14 protein-coding genes and 1 tRNA gene are annotated in these 17,866 nt (G+C 35.9%); 10 read left to right on the top strand and 5 right to left on the bottom strand.

What is annotated here, in order from left to right; translation table 11 throughout:
• Positions 1–242: 242 nt before the first annotated feature.
• From gltB to ALGA_RS20700, 3 genes are all read left to right on the top strand, one after another.
• The gene (gene gltB / locus ALGA_RS20690) at positions 243–4,763 is read left to right on the top strand and encodes a glutamate synthase large subunit (RefSeq protein ID WP_096432550.1); all 4,521 of its coding nucleotides are present in this window, start codon (positions 243–245) and stop codon (positions 4,761–4,763) included.
• A gap of 80 nt (positions 4,764–4,843) precedes the next feature.
• On the top strand, positions 4,844–6,265 hold the full coding sequence (locus tag ALGA_RS20695; protein WP_096432552.1) for a glutamate synthase subunit beta: 1,422 nt from the start codon (positions 4,844–4,846) through the stop codon (positions 6,263–6,265).
• 228 nt (positions 6,266–6,493) lie between these two features.
• Entirely contained in the window at positions 6,494–6,997 is a 504-nt protein-coding gene (locus ALGA_RS20700; RefSeq protein WP_096432554.1) for a DUF6155 family protein, read from the top strand.
• A 17-nt stretch (positions 6,998–7,014) separates the two neighbouring features.
• Here the strand turns inward: ALGA_RS20700 and ALGA_RS20705 are convergent, their stop codons facing one another.
• Both ALGA_RS20705 and ALGA_RS20710 read right to left on the bottom strand, forming a co-directional pair.
• Positions 7,015–7,959 (bottom strand): NAD(P)H-dependent flavin oxidoreductase, encoded by a 945-nt coding sequence (locus ALGA_RS20705; RefSeq protein ID WP_096432556.1) that lies wholly within the window; start codon positions 7,957–7,959, stop codon positions 7,015–7,017.
• Positions 7,960–8,050: 91 nt separating this feature from the next.
• Positions 8,051–8,132, bottom strand: a tRNA-Leu gene (locus ALGA_RS20710).
• Between the two features lie 368 nt (positions 8,133–8,500).
• Here ALGA_RS20710 and ALGA_RS20715 point away from each other — a divergent pair.
• Together ALGA_RS20715 and ALGA_RS20720 are read left to right on the top strand one after the other, a co-directional pair.
• Positions 8,501–8,851, top strand: coding sequence for a hypothetical protein (locus tag ALGA_RS20715; RefSeq protein ID WP_096432558.1), 351 nt, complete (start codon positions 8,501–8,503; stop codon positions 8,849–8,851).
• A 227-nt stretch (positions 8,852–9,078) separates the two neighbouring features.
• Entirely contained in the window at positions 9,079–9,699 is a 621-nt protein-coding gene (locus ALGA_RS20720) for a YqaA family protein (RefSeq protein WP_096432560.1), read from the top strand.
• 102 nt (positions 9,700–9,801) lie between these two features.
• On the opposite strand, the gene ALGA_RS20725 is transcribed toward ALGA_RS20720, so the two are convergent.
• Entirely contained in the window at positions 9,802–10,155 is a 354-nt protein-coding gene (locus tag ALGA_RS20725) for a hypothetical protein (protein WP_096432562.1), read from the bottom strand.
• Positions 10,156–10,407: 252 nt separating this feature from the next.
• Between ALGA_RS20725 and mnmE the strand changes: the two genes are divergently transcribed.
• From mnmE to ALGA_RS20745, 4 genes are all read left to right on the top strand, one after another.
• The gene (mnmE, locus tag ALGA_RS20730; RefSeq protein ID WP_096432564.1) at positions 10,408–11,805 is read left to right on the top strand and encodes a tRNA uridine-5-carboxymethylaminomethyl(34) synthesis GTPase MnmE; all 1,398 of its coding nucleotides are present in this window, start codon (positions 10,408–10,410) and stop codon (positions 11,803–11,805) included.
• Between the two features lie 241 nt (positions 11,806–12,046).
• The gene (locus ALGA_RS20735) at positions 12,047–12,958 is read left to right on the top strand and encodes a helix-turn-helix domain-containing protein (RefSeq protein WP_096432566.1); all 912 of its coding nucleotides are present in this window, start codon (positions 12,047–12,049) and stop codon (positions 12,956–12,958) included.
• A gap of 6 nt (positions 12,959–12,964) precedes the next feature.
• The gene (locus ALGA_RS20740; RefSeq protein ID WP_096432568.1) at positions 12,965–14,065 is read left to right on the top strand and encodes a tyrosine-type recombinase/integrase; all 1,101 of its coding nucleotides are present in this window, start codon (positions 12,965–12,967) and stop codon (positions 14,063–14,065) included.
• Between the two features lie 26 nt (positions 14,066–14,091).
• Complete coding sequence (locus tag ALGA_RS20745; RefSeq protein ID WP_096432570.1) at positions 14,092–14,445, top strand: helix-turn-helix domain-containing protein; 354 nt, start codon at positions 14,092–14,094, stop codon at positions 14,443–14,445.
• 227 nt (positions 14,446–14,672) lie between these two features.
• Here the strand turns inward: ALGA_RS20745 and ALGA_RS20750 are convergent, their stop codons facing one another.
• Positions 14,673–15,641 (bottom strand): hypothetical protein, encoded by a 969-nt coding sequence (locus ALGA_RS20750; protein ID WP_096432572.1) that lies wholly within the window; start codon positions 15,639–15,641, stop codon positions 14,673–14,675.
• A gap of 271 nt (positions 15,642–15,912) precedes the next feature.
• Positions 15,913–16,878, bottom strand: coding sequence for an ADP-ribosylglycohydrolase family protein (locus tag ALGA_RS20755; RefSeq protein ID WP_096432574.1), 966 nt, complete (start codon positions 16,876–16,878; stop codon positions 15,913–15,915).
• 136 nt (positions 16,879–17,014) lie between these two features.
• Here ALGA_RS20755 and ALGA_RS20760 point away from each other — a divergent pair, with 136 nt between their 5' ends.
• Positions 17,015–17,824 carry a 5' nucleotidase, NT5C type gene (locus ALGA_RS20760; protein WP_197705637.1) on the top strand — a complete coding sequence of 270 codons (810 nt, stop codon included), beginning with the start codon at positions 17,015–17,017 and terminating at the stop codon, positions 17,822–17,824.
• The last annotated feature ends 42 nt before the right edge of the window (positions 17,825–17,866 follow it).

The raw sequence follows: 17,866 nt of genomic DNA on the forward strand, positions 1-17,866 counted from the left end.
CGTAACATTACTTAACAATAATAATTGCATATATCAATTTATTTAGGTTATATTTGTGCAACGGATTAGACAAGCAAAAAATTAGTCACCTTTAAACTTGGGTGTTTCTTGAGTAAGGACTACGACTATCGGATTTTTAAAAGTCGTTACCTGATGATATAGAATGGGGATTTCTATATGTTTCTTATGTCCTTAAGTTTAAAAGACAAAATCACTACCTGGCTTCGCACTAAAAATTGCCTATGCGAAACCTTAGACCAAAACAACAGGGTCTTTACGACCCTGAAAACGAACATGACAATTGTGGGATTGGCTTTGTAGCCAATATTAAAGGAAAGAAATCTTTCGAGATTATCACTCGTGGACTGGAGGTTCTATGCAATATGGAACACCGTGGTGCTCGTGGTGCTGATAATGTGAGTGGTGATGGAGCTGGTATTTTGATGCAGTTACCTCACAATTTCTTCAAAAAAATTGGAATCAAGCTTCCTTTAGCAGGAAGATATGGTACCGGTTTAATTTTCTTGCCAAAAGACGAAATCGAAGAAAAATTCTGTCTTGAAGTTCTTATTCAAATTCTTGAGGAAGAAGGATTGGAATTTCTTGAATTACGTGATGTCCCTACGGATACTAATGCAATTGGAGAAATTGCAAGACAATCAGAACCAACAATCAAACAAATTTTTGTTGGCGGAAATTACGAACAGGATGATTTAGAGCGTCGACTCTACTTGGCTAGAAAACAAGCTGAAAGCTATGTACGTGCAACCAAAATGAAAGAGAAAGAGATGTTTTACATGCCAAGTCTCTCTTCAAAAGTTTTGGTATATAAAGGAATGTTTGCAAGTGACCAATTGGGGAAATACTATAGTGATCTTCAGGATCCGCGCATGGAAAGCGCTATTGCTATGGTTCACTCGCGTTTCAGTACTAACACATTCCCTTCTTGGGATTTAGCTCAACCCTTCCGTATTGTAGCACACAATGGTGAAATAAATACAATTAAAGGAAACCGCTTATGGATGCAGGCACGTGAATCTCTATTAAAATCAGAGGTGTTTGGTGATGACATCAAAAAATTATTTCCTGTAGTTGAACCTAACAAAAGTGATTCTGCGTCTTTTGATAATGTTCTTGAGTTTTTATTCTTAACTGGTAGAAGTTTGCCACATGCATTGAGTATGATGGTACCTGAATCATGGAATGGAAAAAATCCAATTCCAGATAGTTTAAAAGCTTTTTACGAATATCATTCCACCTTTATGGAACCTTGGGATGGTCCAGCTTCTTTAGTATTCTCGGATGGAAGATACATTGGAGGAACATTGGATAGAAATGGATTACGTCCTTCTCGTTATGTAATCACTCAAGATGACATGATTGTAATGGGGTCTGAAGTTGGTATTCAACACTTTAAACCAGAAGAAATAAAAGAAAAAGGAAGATTAAGACCAGGGAAGTTGTTACTCGTTGATACACAGCTTGGAATAATCATTCCTGATCAAGAGGTGAAGTCTCAATTGACTTATCGTAACCCTTATCAAAATTGGTTAAAGGAAAACCGCTTGGATTTAAAATCAATTCCAGTAGAAAAACGTGTTCCTTCTGATATTGGCGATCAATTCGAAATCTGTCAGAAGACATTCAACTATTGCAAAGAAGATTTTGAAAGAGTTCTTCTTCCTATGGCAACTGGAGCACAGGAACCCGTAGGATCTATGGGTAATGATGCCCCAATACCTGTATTATCACCTAAGCCACAGCTATTTTTCAATTACTTTCGCCAATTATTTGCTCAGGTAACGAACCCTCCTATTGATTCAATTCGAGAGAATTTGGTAATGGACTTAACCAATTATATTGGATCTGTTCAGAAGAATCTTTTGGATGAAACAGCTCAGCATTGTAAATTGATTCGTTTCAAAAGCCCGCTAATTACGAATACTGACCTTGGGAAAATTAAAAAGTTAAAGCATGAGGAATTCAGACATAAGTCGATTGATATTCTGTTTAAGGCATCGGAAAATGGAGCTGGATTAGAAAGCGCTTTGGATACTATTTGTCAATTAGCTGAAGATGCAGTTGATGAGCAGAAGAATTACATTATTCTGACAGATAGGAATATCTCTAGTTCAATGGCTCCCATTCCTGTTCTTTTAGCGGTTGCTGCGGTTCATCATCATTTAATAAAGAAGAGAAAGAGAATGCAGATCGGTCTTGTTGTGGAAACAGGTGAGGCTCGTGAAGTAAATCATATCGCTTTATTAATTGCTTATGGTGCCAGTGTTATTAACCCATATATGAGTTATGCGGTTATCGACAAGTTGGTAAAAGATGGACGAATTAGTCTTGAATACAAAACTGCTCGTAAAAACTATATAAAAGCCGTTGATAAAGGTCTGCTTAAGGTGATGTCTAAAATGGGTATTTCAACCATTGGAAGTTATCTTGGCGCTCAAATCTATGAGGCTTTAGGAGTTAGCAAGGAAGTTATTGATAAATATTTCACTGGTACTATTTCAAGAATTGAAGGTATTGGTTTAAAAGAAATTTCAGAAGAAGTTCTTTGTCATCACAAAAAGGCTTATTCCGAAGCAGATCCTTTCGACAATCAGGATTTATTGACCAATAATGGAAATATTCATTATCGTAAAAATGGAGAACCACATAGTTGGAATCCTGAAACAATTGGACTTTTGCAATGGGCAACCAGAACAAACGATTTTAGTAAATTCAAGGAATATAGTACGATTGTAAATAAAGAGACAGCGTCACCTAATTTCTTGAGAGGATTTTTTGATTATAAATCGAATCCAATTGATATTAGTGAAGTTGAGCCAGTTGAAAACATCATGAAAAGATTTTGTACTGGTGCCATGTCTTATGGTTCCATTTCAAAAGAGGCTCATGAGACTTTGGCCATTGCAATGAATAAAATTGGTGGCAGAAGTAATACTGGTGAAGGCGGAGAAAGTTCAAAGCGATTCTATACAAGCGCAAGAAGTTCTATCAAACAAATTGCATCGGGCCGATTTGGTGTAAACACAGAATACCTTGTAAATGCAGATGAATTACAGATTAAAGTAGCTCAAGGTGCTAAGCCCGGAGAAGGTGGTCAGTTGCCAGGATTTAAGGTTGATAACGTTATTGCTAAACTGAGGAATTCAACTCCTGGGATTACATTGATCTCTCCTCCTCCACATCATGACATCTACTCAATTGAAGATTTAGCACAGCTGATTTTCGACTTGAAAAATGTAAATCCAACGGCTTGTGTAAGTGTTAAGCTGGTATCTGAAAATGGTGTTGGTACGGTTGCTGCCGGTGTTGCTAAAGCGAATGCCGATTTGATTGTAATTGCTGGTTGTGAAGGTGGCACAGGTGCTAGTCCTTTAGGTTCAATTAAGCATACAGGGCTACCTGTTGAGTTGGGATTAGCTGAGGCACAGCAAACACTTGTAATGAACGACTTGCGTGGCCGTGTTAAATTACAAACCGATGGACAATTAAAAACTGGTAGAGATATCGTTTCAATGGCCTTACTGGGAGCTGAAGAGTTTGGGTTTGCTACAAGTGCATTAATTGTACTGGGATGTGTTATGATGCGTAAATGTCACCTAAACACATGTCCTGTCGGAATTGCAACTCAAAATAAGGAGCTTAGAGAAAAATTCCTTGGACGTTCTGAATGGCTTGTGAACTACTTCACTTTCCTAGGAGAAGAATGTCGTGAATTAATGGCTGAACTTGGAATACGAAAATTTGATGATTTGGTGGGGCGATCTGATTTATTAACAAAACGTAAAAATATTGATAGTTGGAAAGCAAAAACGGTTAGTATCGAGAACCTGATTCACTTGCCTAAAACAGAAGGACACACAATAAATGGTGCAAACTCTAAAATAAAGTCAATTGGCGAGGTTCTTGATCATGATTTGATCAAACAATCTGCGAAGGCTTTGCATGATGGAGAAAAAGTATGGATCGATCATAAAATCAACAATACAGACAGAACCACAGGAGCTATGCTTTCGGGTAAAGTTGCTTTACTAAAACCTAAAAGAGTTCTGGAAGAGGATACAATTAACTGCATCTTTAGAGGATCTGCCGGACAAAGTTTTGGAGCTTTTCTTGAACAGGGAATTACTTTCCGTTTGGTTGGTGACTCTAATGATTACTTTGGAAAAGGTTTATCGGGAGGAAAATTAGTTGTGTATCCTTCGGAGAAAAGCAAATTCAAACCAGAGGAACAAATTGTTATTGGAAATACGGCACTTTATGGTGCAACTAGTGGATCGGCCTATATAAGAGGAATGGCTGGAGAACGTTTTTGTGTTCGTAATTCTGGTGGAATTGCAGTTGTTGAAGGTGTTGGTGATCATGGTTGTGAATACATGACCGGAGGTCGAGTTGTAATTCTTGGTAAAACAGGAAGAAACTTTGCGGCTGGTATGAGTGGAGGAATCGCGTATGTCCTTAATATGGAAGGCCGATTGGATTATTTCTGCAATAAAAGTCTTGTTTCACTTGAACCTGTTGAAAATTTGTATGATGTTCATGAACTACAAGCAATGATCCACGAACATTTGTTATTAACACAGAGTAGTGTTGCCTCGAAGATACTAACTCATTGGGAAGAATATCTGCCACATTTCGTGAAAGTTATTCCTTACGAGTATAAGAAAGTACTTGAGGAGAAAAAACTGAAGAAGATTCGTCGAAAATTAAAGGGGACACAATCTCAAACTGAAGTTCACGAGTAATTAAATTTTAAGGAAAGGTGAAAACAGAAATCGATCCTTTCCTTTAATTACGACACTATTCATTAACAAACAGAACGATTATGGGAAATCCGAAAGGTTTTTTAGAAATAAAAAGAAAAGACGCCGGCTATCGTGCGGTAAGAGATAGAGTTGGCGATTTTGGAGAAGTTGAACAAACATTGAATCTTGATGATAGAATAGATCAGGCAGCCAGATGTATGGATTGCGGTGTTCCTTTTTGTCATTGGGCTTGTCCTACGGCCAGTAAAATTCCAGAATGGCAGGATGCTGTATATAGAGAGAATTGGGAAGAGGCAAGTCAAATTTTGCATTCGACGAACAGCTTTCCTGAATTTACCGGAAGAATTTGTCCAGCGCCATGCGAAAAATCTTGTGTGCTCGCATTGCACAATTCGCCGGTAACGATACGTGAAAATGAAGCTGCCGTGATCGAAAAGGCGTTTGAGTACGGGTATATAAAAGCTCGTCCACCTAAAAAACGTACGGGTAAAAAGATCGCTGTAATTGGATCAGGACCTGCAGGATTATCGGTTGCCGATCTTCTAAACAGAGCTGGTCACAACGTAACTGTATTTGAAAAAGATGATGCGATTGGTGGATTACTTCGTTACGGGATACCTAATTTTAAATTAGACAAAGGTGTCATTGATCGACGGTTGGAACTTTTTGTTGAAGAAGGAATCGAATTCAAAATCAATCAGGATGTAGGTGGAAAAGTTTCCTTTAAAGAATTGGAAGCTGAATATGATGCAGTTTGTTTGGCAATTGGTGCTATGAAACCTCGTGATTTATCGATTAAAGGTCGCGAACTGGAAGGTGTTCATTTTGCAATGGATTTTCTGAAACAACAAAATAAACTGATACGTGGTGATGAATTTACCAAGGAAGAAAGAATATCAGCTAAAGGCAAAAATGTTGTCGTTATTGGTGGAGGAGATACCGGTTCTGACTGTGTTGGAACTTCAATTCGTCAAAAGGCAAAGTCTGTTTTACAGATAGAGTTAATGCCAAAACCACCTGAAGAAAGAAAAGAATCCAACCCATGGCCTTATTGGCCGCAAACCTTAAGAACTTCAAGTTCTCACCTTGAGGGCTGCGAGAGAAGATGGTCGCTTAGTTCTAAGGAGATTATAGGTGAAGAAGGAAAGGTGAAAAAACTTACCATCACCCAAATTGAATGGACTAAGGATGAAAAGGGACAATTCAAAATGAATGAAGTTGCTGGAACGGAAGAAACGATTGATGCTGATTTAGTTTTATTAGCGATGGGATTTGTTCATCCGGTGCACGAAGGACTGGTAAACGAATTAGGACTTGAATTAGACGGAAGAGGCAATATTAAGACTGATGCCAAAGGTCAAACTTCAAATTCGAAAATTTTCTGTTCAGGTGATGCAACAACAGGTGCCAGTTTGGTTGTACGTGCGTTGGATCACGGACGCAAAACAGCTCTGGGTATTCATCAATATCTTATAGCATAAATTAATGAGCAATAAGTAAACACTAGACATAGGCAGTTAAGTGGTAAGAACCGATAGTTTAATCTCGACAAGGATGACTATCGGTTCTTTGTATTTTGTATTTATACACAAGTTTGATATTGATTATTAAATATTTACAGGAATACTAACGATTTGTTTTGATTATAAAATGTTGTTAGAATTCAAGAAAATTACTTACTATCTTTGCGTTTTAAATTTTGAGAGCAAATGAGTAAAAAAGACTTAAAAGAATACCTTCAACCACTAAATAAGAAGCAACTTCAAGAACAAATCACAGATCTTTATTCAAGATTTAAAGAAGTGAAGCAGTTTTACGATTTTGCTTTTAATCCTCAGGAAAATAAATTATTGGAAGAGTGTAAATTCAAAATATCAAAAGAATACTTTCCAGTCTCGAGGCGTAAAGCAAAAATGAGACGCTCGGTCGCTCAAAAATTCATTCGCCACTTCAAGAAACTTGGCGTTGAACCAAGTTTAATTGCGGATGTAATGCTTTATCAGATTGAAATAGCAATCACCTACACTTCCAGTAAATACGTTAAGCAGGAAGCCTTTTATAAAAGTATGCTTAAATCTTTTGCCGAGGCAGTTACTTATATCAATGGAAATGCCATCAGAAACGATTTTAATGATCGAATTGTTAGAATTGCAGACGATGTGGCAGAACAGAATTGGATGGGTTGGAGAGGATTCGAACAATTAATCAAATAATAAAAACAGTGTATAGGCTATATTAAATCCTTAATAACTTCCGGAACAGAGCGAATACTTTTGACAGCTTCAATACTTGGCCCAGCGCACCAAACATTTTGATAACTCGCTTTAAACGCAGATTTTTTGACCTTATTCATTCCTTGCCAAGCAAGAATTAGTTTTGCATATTTTTTTAAAACAGAACTGTTATTGATCAGCCATTCCCAAAGATTAGACTTTGTGCCAATTCGCTGAACATAGGAAGTGTTAATTACTGTAAGCGGCGACCCCGTTAATTTACTTGTTTTTACAATATCTTTTGAACCAAATTGAATCATGGCTTGCTTATACTCTTGAGATACGTTAGCTTCGTGAGTGGCGATAAAAATAGTCCCCACTGAAACTCCTGCGGCGCCCCACTCCATCATTTGTGCCACCTCCATTTTATTCATTATACCACCTGCTGAAATAATGGGAATTGTTGTGGACTGAATCAATTGAGAAATTAATTCCTTTGCCGACAAATCACCACAATGACCTCCAGCCTTTGAATTAACCGCGATTATTGCATCTGCTCCTAATTGTTCCACTTTTATTGCATATCTCACATCTGTAACATCACAAAAGACTTTTATTCCTAATGGTTTGCAGGCTGTAATTACTTCTTTGGGATTTCCTAAGGAAGTAATGATAAAATCGACCTTAAGCTCAAGCAAAGTCAATAATTGAGATTTGTATTTTGGGTTGGATTTATTTACAATTAAATTAATGCCAAACGGCTTAGAACTCGCCTGTCGAATTTCCCGAATTGCGGCTCTTAATTCCTTTTCTGTTCGGTAGTTGAGAGCTGGTATTGCGGCGGTACAACCACACTTTAAAGCTTCAATCACCATCTTTGCGTTGGATATTAAAAACATTGGAGCAAGGAGTATTGGATGCTCAATACCCAAAATTTGCTTTAGAGTAGATCGTTGCTTCATATACAAAGTAGTTAATGATAAGAAGATACAAATAATTCACTTAATGGAAGGCACAAAAAAAAAGACCGACACTTTCGTATCGATCTCTTTGTACGGATGAAGGGACTCGAACCCCCACGCCTCTCGGCACCAGATCCTAAGTCTAGCGCGGCTACCAATTACGCCACATCCGCGTTTCATTTGATTGCGATACAAAGATGGGGATTTTTTCTTATCCTCCAAATCTTTTTAAAGAAAAAATTCTCTACAGCTCTTTATTGATAGGCATTACATGACTAAACAAGTTGAATTTCAAGCTTATCTGATTGTTTAAAAAAAAAATAAATTTTGTGAAATATATAGTGGTTGTCCAACTTTATCAATAATTTCACTTATCCAAGGATTTTCTGATTGTTAACACTCATTTTCAATTGACGTTCTCATAAGTGAAAACCCTACTTACAGATCATTCAATATAAAAACACATTCACGCAACATAAATTAATTACTCAGAATCAAACGCTTAAATCACACACCAAAATTTTAACAAATTCTAACATAAATGCGACAAGGCTTTGAAGTAGATTTTCATATATTTGCTCAAGAATTTAAAACTATGCGGAATCCATCTGTCATTCTGGTTATCTTATCACTCTTCTTTCTTGTGATACCAATCATTCAACAAATGATTAAGGTAAAACAAGAGAGCAAGCTGGTATTGCTTACCGATACGGTCCCCAATTCTGATGAATCATCATCGGAGTATGGAGATACAGACATTGAAGATCTGGATGTGCTTTCTCTCCAAAAAACAGAATTCTATTGCTGCGACTTTGTTAATAACACTTATTCCTACAAAGCAACGAACTACCATTGCGGACGAAAACTCGAATCTCCACCGCCCCAAGCTTAAACCTTCTTTCTTGTAGTAAATTTTAACGAATTCAGATTGTTTTCATTCTTTATTTAACGATTGCTATTGTCATTCTCTGAGAGAAATTGACAGCTTCGAAGCGCATGTATATTTTTCATCCAATAGATTCAGAATAAAACCACAATCAATTGCATGATTAAATATATGTTTCTAACAAATTATTGTCCGAATGTTATTGCTTTATTAAAATAGATTATAGCTAAATAATGCCACAAATTGCACGAAAAAATCGAAAACCAAAATTTCAATTGCTACACCAATATTATACCTACACTGGTTTTTATCAATTTATTGGTAATAATTTGAAGAAGGCCGTTATTCCTTTCCTGCTAATAGTTGGTCTTATTTTATTTCTGGAATATTATGTGTTGGATTTTCAAAGTCTGTTTCATGAAACAACTAAAGCCTATTCCAGATTGAATGTATTCCTGCTCTTTTTTATTTCAGAATCGGTATTGGGATTAATTCCTCCGGAGTTGTTTATTGCCTGGGTGAAAACACTTCCTGCGCCAGTACTAAATCTTTCTATTCTTGCCCTACTCTCTTATTTGGGTGGATGCGCCTCTTACTTTATTGGAAAAACAATACTTACAATACCTGTTGTAAAAACTACGGTTGAAAGTAAAATGCACAAACACATTACCAATCTGAGGAAATGGGGAGGATTTCTTATTGTAGTTGGAGCGCTGTTGCCAATACCATTTTCCATTGTAAGTATGGCGTCTGGAATCATCGATTATAGCTTTAGAAAGTATCTTTTGTTTGGATTGTTTCGTTTTTTAAGGTTTCTTCTGTTTGGTCTGGCCATTTTTAATATTATGAGTTAGAAATTCAGCAAGCACACTTCAACTTAATCAAATAGACAGAATAAAAAAGATCGATACTCATGTACCGATCTTTTTTTATATCAATAAATAAAACGATTTTTCTTAGCTCTCAATTGGCTCCATTACAAACACACCAAAACAGTCATGATCATCGTAACTATGACCTACTATCTGATTGTTGGCATTCAGGATTCCTTCCCAAGTATCTAAATGGTATTCAAATTCTTTTTCAACATCTAGCAATTCAACTTTTGTTCCTGTCACTTTAAAAGTAACACCGTCAAAACTACCTTCTACATCCTGTTGAACTCTAAAGGGAGTTTCATCATCAATTCTCTCAGTATAGACCACAACTCCAGTAAGCGCTTCCCCTATTTGGGTAAACTCGGCAAATCCTTCATCCTTGCCAAAGCCAAAATCTTCATTAAAAGTCCAACGACCAGTTAGTGATTTCATATTGTTAGTTGGTTTAATTCTGTTTTATAATTTAAGATCAAAGGTAAAAGATTAAAGTGGAAAGGTGAAAGGTTAAAAAGGATAAAGGGGAAAAGGAATAAGTATAAAAAGAAAAGTGTATTCCAAAGAGATGTAAAAAGTAGAATGGCTAATGGTAATACAAGTTACACAGATCCATATTTAGTGAGCAGATCCATTCATAATTAGCAATTCTCTTCTATCTTTGCAAAACATTATTACAATTAGATAAATATGATTGATCAATCTACTATATGTGCAATTTCTACAGCTCCAGGAAATGGAGCCATTGCGATTGTGCGCCTTTCGGGAACCAATGCACTTACAATTTGCGATAAAGTATTTACAGCGGCAAGTTCAAAGCAAATAAGTGAACAAAAAGCCAATACAGTTCATTTTGGAACCATTCAAGATGGCGAAGATATTATTGACGAAGTTTTGGTGAGTATTTTTAGAGCACCTCACTCCTACACCGGCGAAAACAGCATTGAAATTGCTTGTCACGGTGCTCCTTTTATTCAATACCGTATTCTTCAGGTTTTGCTTAAGAACGGGGCTCGTAGTGCCACTCCTGGGGAATATACGCAACGTGCCTTTTTAAACGGCAAAATGGATCTTTCACAAGCCGAAGCTGTCGCTGATTTAATAGCATCAAGCTCGGCAGCGGCTCATAAAGTTGCATTGCAGCAAATGCGTGGAGGGTTCTCTAACGAAATTGCCAATTTACGTGGACGATTACTAAATTTCATCTCCTTAATTGAATTGGAATTAGATTTTGGGGAAGAAGATGTTGAATTTGCAGATCGTACTCAACTAACCAATTTAGTGAATGAAATACAAAGCTTAATACAGAAGTTGGTTAATTCATTTGAGCTAGGAAACGTGATTAAGAACGGTGTTCCTGTTGCCATAGTTGGAAACACAAATGTTGGTAAATCGACACTGTTAAACGCTCTTCTGAATGAAGATCGTGCTATTGTTTCAGATATTGCAGGAACTACGCGTGATGCGATTGAAGACACCATTAACCTTGGTGGAATAACCTTCCGATTTATTGATACTGCAGGTATTCGAACTACTCTGGATAAAATTGAGAGCATGGGAATCGAGCGTACTTACAGCAAAATGAAACAAGCTCAAATCGTCCTTCTACTGATTGATGCCGACCGTACTATTGAAGATGTAAATGATTCGATTCTTAGGGTTAATCAAGCTATCAATCGCGAAACTCAGCATTTGGTAGTTTGTATCAATAAAATTGATTTGATAGCAGATCCTCAAGGATTCGCAAAAAGATTAATAGGAATAAATGCAGATGACAAAATGCTCTTCATATCTGCAAAACAAAAGCATAACATCGACTCATTAACCGATGAACTGCTTAAAACAGTAAATATGGGTGCCATTAACGAGCAAGATGTAATTGTCACGAATATTCGCCATTTTGAGGCACTTAAAAATGCTTTGGGGAGTATCGATAGAGTTAATAATGGTTTAGAAGGTCAAATCCCAACCGATTTCTTGGCTCAGGATATTCGCGAGTGTCTTCATTTTCTTGGCGAGATAACCGGAGACATATCAACTGATGAAGTTTTAGGGAATATATTTAAGAATTTCTGCATCGGCAAATAACAAAGTAGAAAAAACATCAAAACAAATCATTTACCACTGATAATCAATACACGCAAAACCCTTTGAAATAAAGGGTTTTGTCGTTTTTAGTATCAATCCCATAGAATTCGTTAATTTTTGTACCTCATTTGTATAACTTTTAATTTTTCACTACCTTGTATGTAGATGATATGCAAGACAATGAAATAATTAGACTAACATAGACTGCAATATAAGTGAGTAGACTAAAATTGGCGAATTTATGAGTAGTAATTTACAAATAAAGAAGGTGTGTGCATGGTGTGAAAAACCATTTGTTGCAAAAACTACAACAACTAAATACTGTTCCCACATTTGCAACTCTAGAGCTTATAAAGCTCAAAAAAAGAAAGAGAAAATCCAGCAACACACCAATCTGAATATTTTTGACATTTCAGAACAATCATACGATTATCTGAATAGTAAGGAATATCTTAAAGTAAAAGAAGTTTCTACACTTCTTGGTTTGTGCAGGCAAACGATATACAATCTCATCTATACTGGCCAATTAAAAGCATCAAAAATATCACCAAGAATAACACTCATAAAACGTAGTGATATCGATGAAATGTTTGCTCAAGCAAATTCAAAACAGATCGACCCCATTCAATTGGTTAAAAAAGAAATGGAGTTTTATTCATTTTCTGAAATTAAAGAAAAATTTAATATTGGTGATACCTGGACATATAAGCTTATCAAGGAAAACGATATTCCTAAAGTTAAACGAAAAGGGAAAAGTTATTATAGCAAATCACACATAGATAATCATCTCAAAGGAAAAAACTTATCTAGCCAAATTGAAATAGACGATTGGGCAACAATCAAAGAGCTGTGTAACGAATTACATATGAAAGAATCAGGAATCTACTCTTTGGTTTCCCGAGAAGGTATTCCCAAAAAGCGAGAAGGAAGAAACATGCTATATTCCAGGAAGCACATCTTAATTTCGAAAGGTTTACAAAAAGAATCCTCCCCTCAATTTTACTCTATAGAAGAAGCTATGTTGAAATTTAATCTTTCCAGAGATAGCCTCTACTCTATCATTAAGAAGCACAGCATATCAAAATTAAAAGCTGGCAAATACATAAAAGTTTCTAAAACAGAACTTGATAAATTGCTTAATCCTCAAATTTAATCAATCATGACATGCACGAAAGTAACTTTACGGAAAAAGGCTATAACAAAAGGAAGACATTCTCTATATCTTGATTACTATCCAGCAATACGAAATCCGGGAACAATGAAAATGACACGTCGAGAGGTTCTTGGAATATATATCTTTCAAGTTCCTAAAAACAGTATAGAAGCAGAATATAATAAAGAAATACTCCAAAAAGCGGAAGGTATTAGAGCAATTCGTGTACAATCATTAATCAATGAAGAATTTAACTTTCTTGACAAACATAAACAGAAGGCTAATTTTTTAGATTTTTTCTATGATATTGTACTAGAAAAGGATCAAAAATGGTTGATGGTGTATACTCATTTTTCAAACTTTGTAAATGGTAAATGTAAGTTTGAAGATGTTACCATTGATTTATGTCGGAAATTCAGGGCTTATCTTCTAAATGTTAAGAAACTGAATCATACTGAATTTAAAATTTCAAAAAACTCCGCAGCAAGTTACTTTTCAACTTTCAGAGCACTTTTAAAAATTGCTTACAGAGATAAATTTATTCCTGAAAATATTAATGATTTTTTAGAAAAAATTGATAATGAAGATACTAAAAAAGAATATCTCACATTAGAAGAGTTAAAGAAACTGGCAAATACTCCTTGTAAAATACCTGTATTGAAATCAGCATCGATTTTTGCTTGCCTCACCGGATTACGAATTAGTGACGTTTTGAAGTTAGATTGGAGTGAAATTGTTTTGGCCTCGGATGATGGATATTGCATGAGGATTCGAACAGAAAAAACGGAGACTGAAACAACCTTACCAATTAGTGAAGAGGCATTAGAATTATGTGGAACTCCAGGCTTAGGGAGAGTATTTAAAGGCCTAGATAGATATATGGTATATATACCTCTAAAGAAATGGGTTGCTGATGCTGGTATTACTAAAAATATCACATTCCATTGTTTCCGACATACTTTTGCCACTCTTCAAATAGCAGCAGGAACAGACATTTATACAGTATCTAAAATGTTAACGCACAAAAATGTTTCCACAACCCAAATTTATGCAGATCTGGTAAGTTTTAAGAAACGTGAGTCTGCCAATAGAATAAGCTTAAAATGAAATTAACATGATTAATTCTGAACATTATGAAAGAGGAAGAAATTACGTTTGAAAAATTACCTAAAGCAGTTGCTTATCTTATAAAGGAAATAACAGAACTAAGGAGTTTGGTAGAATCAGAAAAAAAGATAGTTCCAAAACAGAGAAAACCTATCGATATTAACACTGCCAGTAAACTTATCTTAAAATCGAAGAATACAATCTATGAATATGTTAGAAAAGGAAGAATCCCTTGTTACAAAGCAGGGAGAAAGCTTTATTTCTACGAGGACGAGTTACTAGATTGGATTGGAAGCTACAAAAAGAAGACTCATGGCGAACTTATGGAGGAAATTCATAGCGAAATGACCTCTAAACGCGCACGATTTCAAAGGAGATAGTGAAAAAAACGGCTAATTTCCTTTAATGACCAGTGACTGAGCTCCAATTATATCAACTATTCGAAAAACGCTGATAATACAGACCAGACAAACGTCCAACTATACGATATCGTTTTTAATGTTTCCACATTCCATCAGAAAATCCTGCAAAGAGAACAACTTCGTAGTACAGATTCAAACGTGAAACTAGTATTAGTCAAAAAACACAATAACAACAAATCAATCGTTTAACTATTCGTTTCATTACTCTTTTTACTAATAATAATAATTGCCAATTCTGCTGCAATATTATTTAGTAAACTTCTTTCTTCCGTAAAAAAGGGGCCCTCGTTCATATCTGGACATTTTTCAGTATAAATAACTTCTACGACTCCACATTTTTCTTTTTCAACCATAATGTCAGCTACAAGTTTATGCTCCCAACTAGTTATAGGAGTATTTGAATAGTCAATGCCATTTAGTGTAATTCGAGCTTGTGTTATTTCTGGGTATTGCCAGGCAGGTGGTATTAGTTTAATAATCTGATGTATACTATCTTTCAGTGAAATTGAGCTTTGTTTAGTAATATTTGACATCTCATACAAGAAAGCCAACTCTTTTACACGTTCCAGTAAAAGTGCTTGTGTATACTGGTTAATAAGAATGGCACTTAAAGTTTGAGCAAATTCTTCGAATAAATTAGTACCTAAACTTGAAAATAGCTCTCGCTTAATATTTTTAAATTGCACAAGCCCAACTCTTTCATTGCCATATAAAAATGGGATAATTAAAAGTGAGCAACTACTCTTTGGCTTCAGAAGATTATTATTTTCAACTAAGCCCAATTTCCTACGATAAGGAATGGAGAAATTATTAAAATCTATGGTCCAAAACGTTCCTTTTTCAGTAAAAAAAGTGGAAGTAGAATCGAAACTATTAGTTAATATTGGTTCCCAAAGAATTGTAGTTTCGTCTTCAGGCAGATGGTGTAATAAGTCATTTAAACTTATAATTTTGTATTCAAAACTATCCTTAGTACAATGTACAAATTCGAATTGGGATTCATTTTCCCGCTTGTGAAATAAAAGCGTTAGTTCTGAAAACTTTAACGAGTCAATAAGTATATTCGACATTTCGTTCAGAAAAATAGACCTTGGTATCTCACGATTAGCAATTTTTAATATTTCATAAGACAAGGTTGGAAGGATATTTTTCATTTTGATAATTTAAATAAATGCACAGGCTATACTTTTGGCAAAGATATTAAATGGTTGCAATTATAAAAGTATCTTTCCTAAATCTTAAATAAAATAGATATCTCCTAGCAATCTCAATAGATTAACATGCCGTTTTTACCTTCATTAGAACAAATACAATGTAACTTTGAGTTTATTACCAGATCCAATTTCTATTCTAGCAGATAACGACTATTTCATTTTTAATAAAAAAATCCGGAATCGTTGAAATCCGGAACTCTTTGCCCCCAGATTACAAATCTGGGGAAACTGATGAACTTATACGATTCTCCAAAGCATCTGCAAGATTTAGAATATCATCCTTACGAACCAATTGCATCATCCACTTATTAGGAATAGACTTATAGCCATATAGTAGCCCAGCCAGACCGCCAACTACTGCCGCGGTGGTATCTGTATCATCTCCCAAGTTTACTGCAAGCAGGACTGCTTCTTCATAAGAATTGGAATTGTACAAACACCAAAGTGTCGCCTCCAGTATGTGGATTACATAACCAGAACTGGATATTTCTTCTCTGGAGAGATTACCAATTTTAGCATCGAATATTCTTTTGAAATGCTGCCCCTCGCCTTCCCAAGCAAGATTAGACTTTATCATTTTAGATACAATCTGAGATGCCAATTTCACCGCCTCATTAAAGCTTTTCCCATAGCCAATCCCGATTGCCAATTCGGTATAAAAGAAACAACAAAGCGTTGAGCGAATGTGCCCATGAGTCATTGAGGCGACCTCCTTTACTCTTTCAAATCGTTCCTGTAAGGGAAGATCCATTGTGTAGAGCACCAATGGAAGGATACGCATTAAAGCACCATTGCCATTATCCCCTTCATTGATACCGCCAGCTTGTTCAGGAGGCAAAGTTTTTGACTTTAAACGAGCAATTGCTTCACTGGTAGTTATGCCATAATCAAAAACAACACCGTGGGACGTCCACCAAGCTTCATCGAACCAAGCAATAAACTTTTGAGCAATATCTTTTAAATTATATCCATTTAGCAAACTCTCTGCCAAACAAAAGGCCATCGAACTATCATCAGACCATGTTCCTGCCGGCTGATTATGAATACCATATTCCTTCATACCAGTAACCGGATCTGCATCCAAGTCTGCTCTACTTAAAAATTCAATAGGCACTCCTAAGGCATCACCAACCGATAATCCTATTAAAATATCTCTTGAATTACTCTGCTTTACCATGCGTTTCTTTTTATAGAATATCAAAACTAACAAAATACTTCAGTTTGATAAATTTAGATGCAATTTATTATATTTGTTTACGAACAAAATGTACAACTTATCCTTTGCCGCTTAGGCGATAAATTCTATAAAAACAATGAACAGAACAGCTCAAGAAGAAAAACGAAAATACGAAGAGGCACGCAAAGGCCTTAGTCCTAAACAAATAATTGAATTGGATGAAAAAGAAGCCTTAGAAAATGAAATAATGGGAATGGCCAAGCATTTCAACATACTCTTGTTTCCTGAAGAGTCTGATTTTTACACGTATGAAAAAAGCAATCCCTGGTCGGATGAATATACGGATAGAATTAGTCGGAAACGTGCAAAACTTGGCCTTTCTGAAGTAAACCATGAGTCAGCAGAAAGCTACGATGACACAGCCAATATTTGCGAAAGCTTAGCCCGTAAAGTTATCATTGATAAAAGCCTTGAAAAAAAGATTCTCTACATCGATATGGATAGTGTACTGGTCGATTTCCAATCGGGAATTGATCAACTTAATGATGCCACAAAAAAGAAGTACGAAAATAACTTAGATGAAGTTCCCGGCATCTTTAGTCTGATGAAACCCACCTCTGGAGCTGTATATATCGTTGAAAAACTGGCTAAAATATACGATATTTACATACTTTCCACCGCACCATGGGAGAATCCAAGTGCCTGGTCAGACAAGTTAGAATGGGTGAAAGAATACCTTCCCGAAATAGGTAAAAAACGACTCATTCTCTCTCATCACAAAAATCTAAATATAGGTGACTACCTGATAGACGACAGAACCAAAAATGGTGCAGGCGAATTCAAGGGAGAATTAATCCATTTCCTCACCGTCCAATATCCGGATTGGGACAGCGTTTTCGATCATTTGGTTGTTGAATATGTGAAACATGCACAAAATATAAAATAAAGCACACCTGATATTCTCCCTGGTATAAACCCAACTCATAAA

Origin of the sequence: Labilibaculum antarcticum, assembly GCF_002356295.1 — a bacterium.
In the GTDB taxonomy this organism is placed as follows: Bacteria; Bacteroidota; Bacteroidia; order Bacteroidales; family Marinifilaceae; genus Labilibaculum; species Labilibaculum antarcticum.

Bases quoted from the DNA above. Each gene is read 5' to 3' on its own strand.
- ALGA_RS20760 (WP_197705637.1), top strand. From the start codon at position 17,015: ATGAACAGAACAGCTCAAGAAGAAAAACGAAAATACGAAGAGGCACGC.
- ALGA_RS20695 (WP_096432552.1), top strand. From the start codon at position 4,844: ATGGGAAATCCGAAAGGTTTTTTAGAAATAAAAAGAAAAGACGCCGGC.
- gltB (WP_096432550.1), top strand. From the start codon at position 243: ATGCGAAACCTTAGACCAAAACAACAGGGTCTTTACGACCCTGAAAAC.
- ALGA_RS20725 (WP_096432562.1), bottom strand. From the start codon at position 10,155: ATGAAATCACTAACTGGTCGTTGGACTTTTAATGAAGATTTTGGCTTT.
- ALGA_RS20705 (WP_096432556.1), bottom strand. From the start codon at position 7,959: ATGAAGCAACGATCTACTCTAAAGCAAATTTTGGGTATTGAGCATCCA.
- ALGA_RS20700 (WP_096432554.1), top strand. From the start codon at position 6,494: ATGAGTAAAAAAGACTTAAAAGAATACCTTCAACCACTAAATAAGAAG.
- ALGA_RS20750 (WP_096432572.1), bottom strand. From the start codon at position 15,641: ATGAAAAATATCCTTCCAACCTTGTCTTATGAAATATTAAAAATTGCT.
- ALGA_RS20735 (WP_096432566.1), top strand. From the start codon at position 12,047: ATGAGTAGTAATTTACAAATAAAGAAGGTGTGTGCATGGTGTGAAAAA.
- ALGA_RS20740 (WP_096432568.1), top strand. From the start codon at position 12,965: ATGACATGCACGAAAGTAACTTTACGGAAAAAGGCTATAACAAAAGGA.
- ALGA_RS20720 (WP_096432560.1), top strand. From the start codon at position 9,079: ATGCCACAAATTGCACGAAAAAATCGAAAACCAAAATTTCAATTGCTA.
- mnmE (WP_096432564.1), top strand. From the start codon at position 10,408: ATGATTGATCAATCTACTATATGTGCAATTTCTACAGCTCCAGGAAAT.
- ALGA_RS20745 (WP_096432570.1), top strand. From the start codon at position 14,092: ATGAAAGAGGAAGAAATTACGTTTGAAAAATTACCTAAAGCAGTTGCT.
- ALGA_RS20755 (WP_096432574.1), bottom strand. From the start codon at position 16,878: ATGGTAAAGCAGAGTAATTCAAGAGATATTTTAATAGGATTATCGGTT.
- ALGA_RS20715 (WP_096432558.1), top strand. From the start codon at position 8,501: ATGCGACAAGGCTTTGAAGTAGATTTTCATATATTTGCTCAAGAATTT.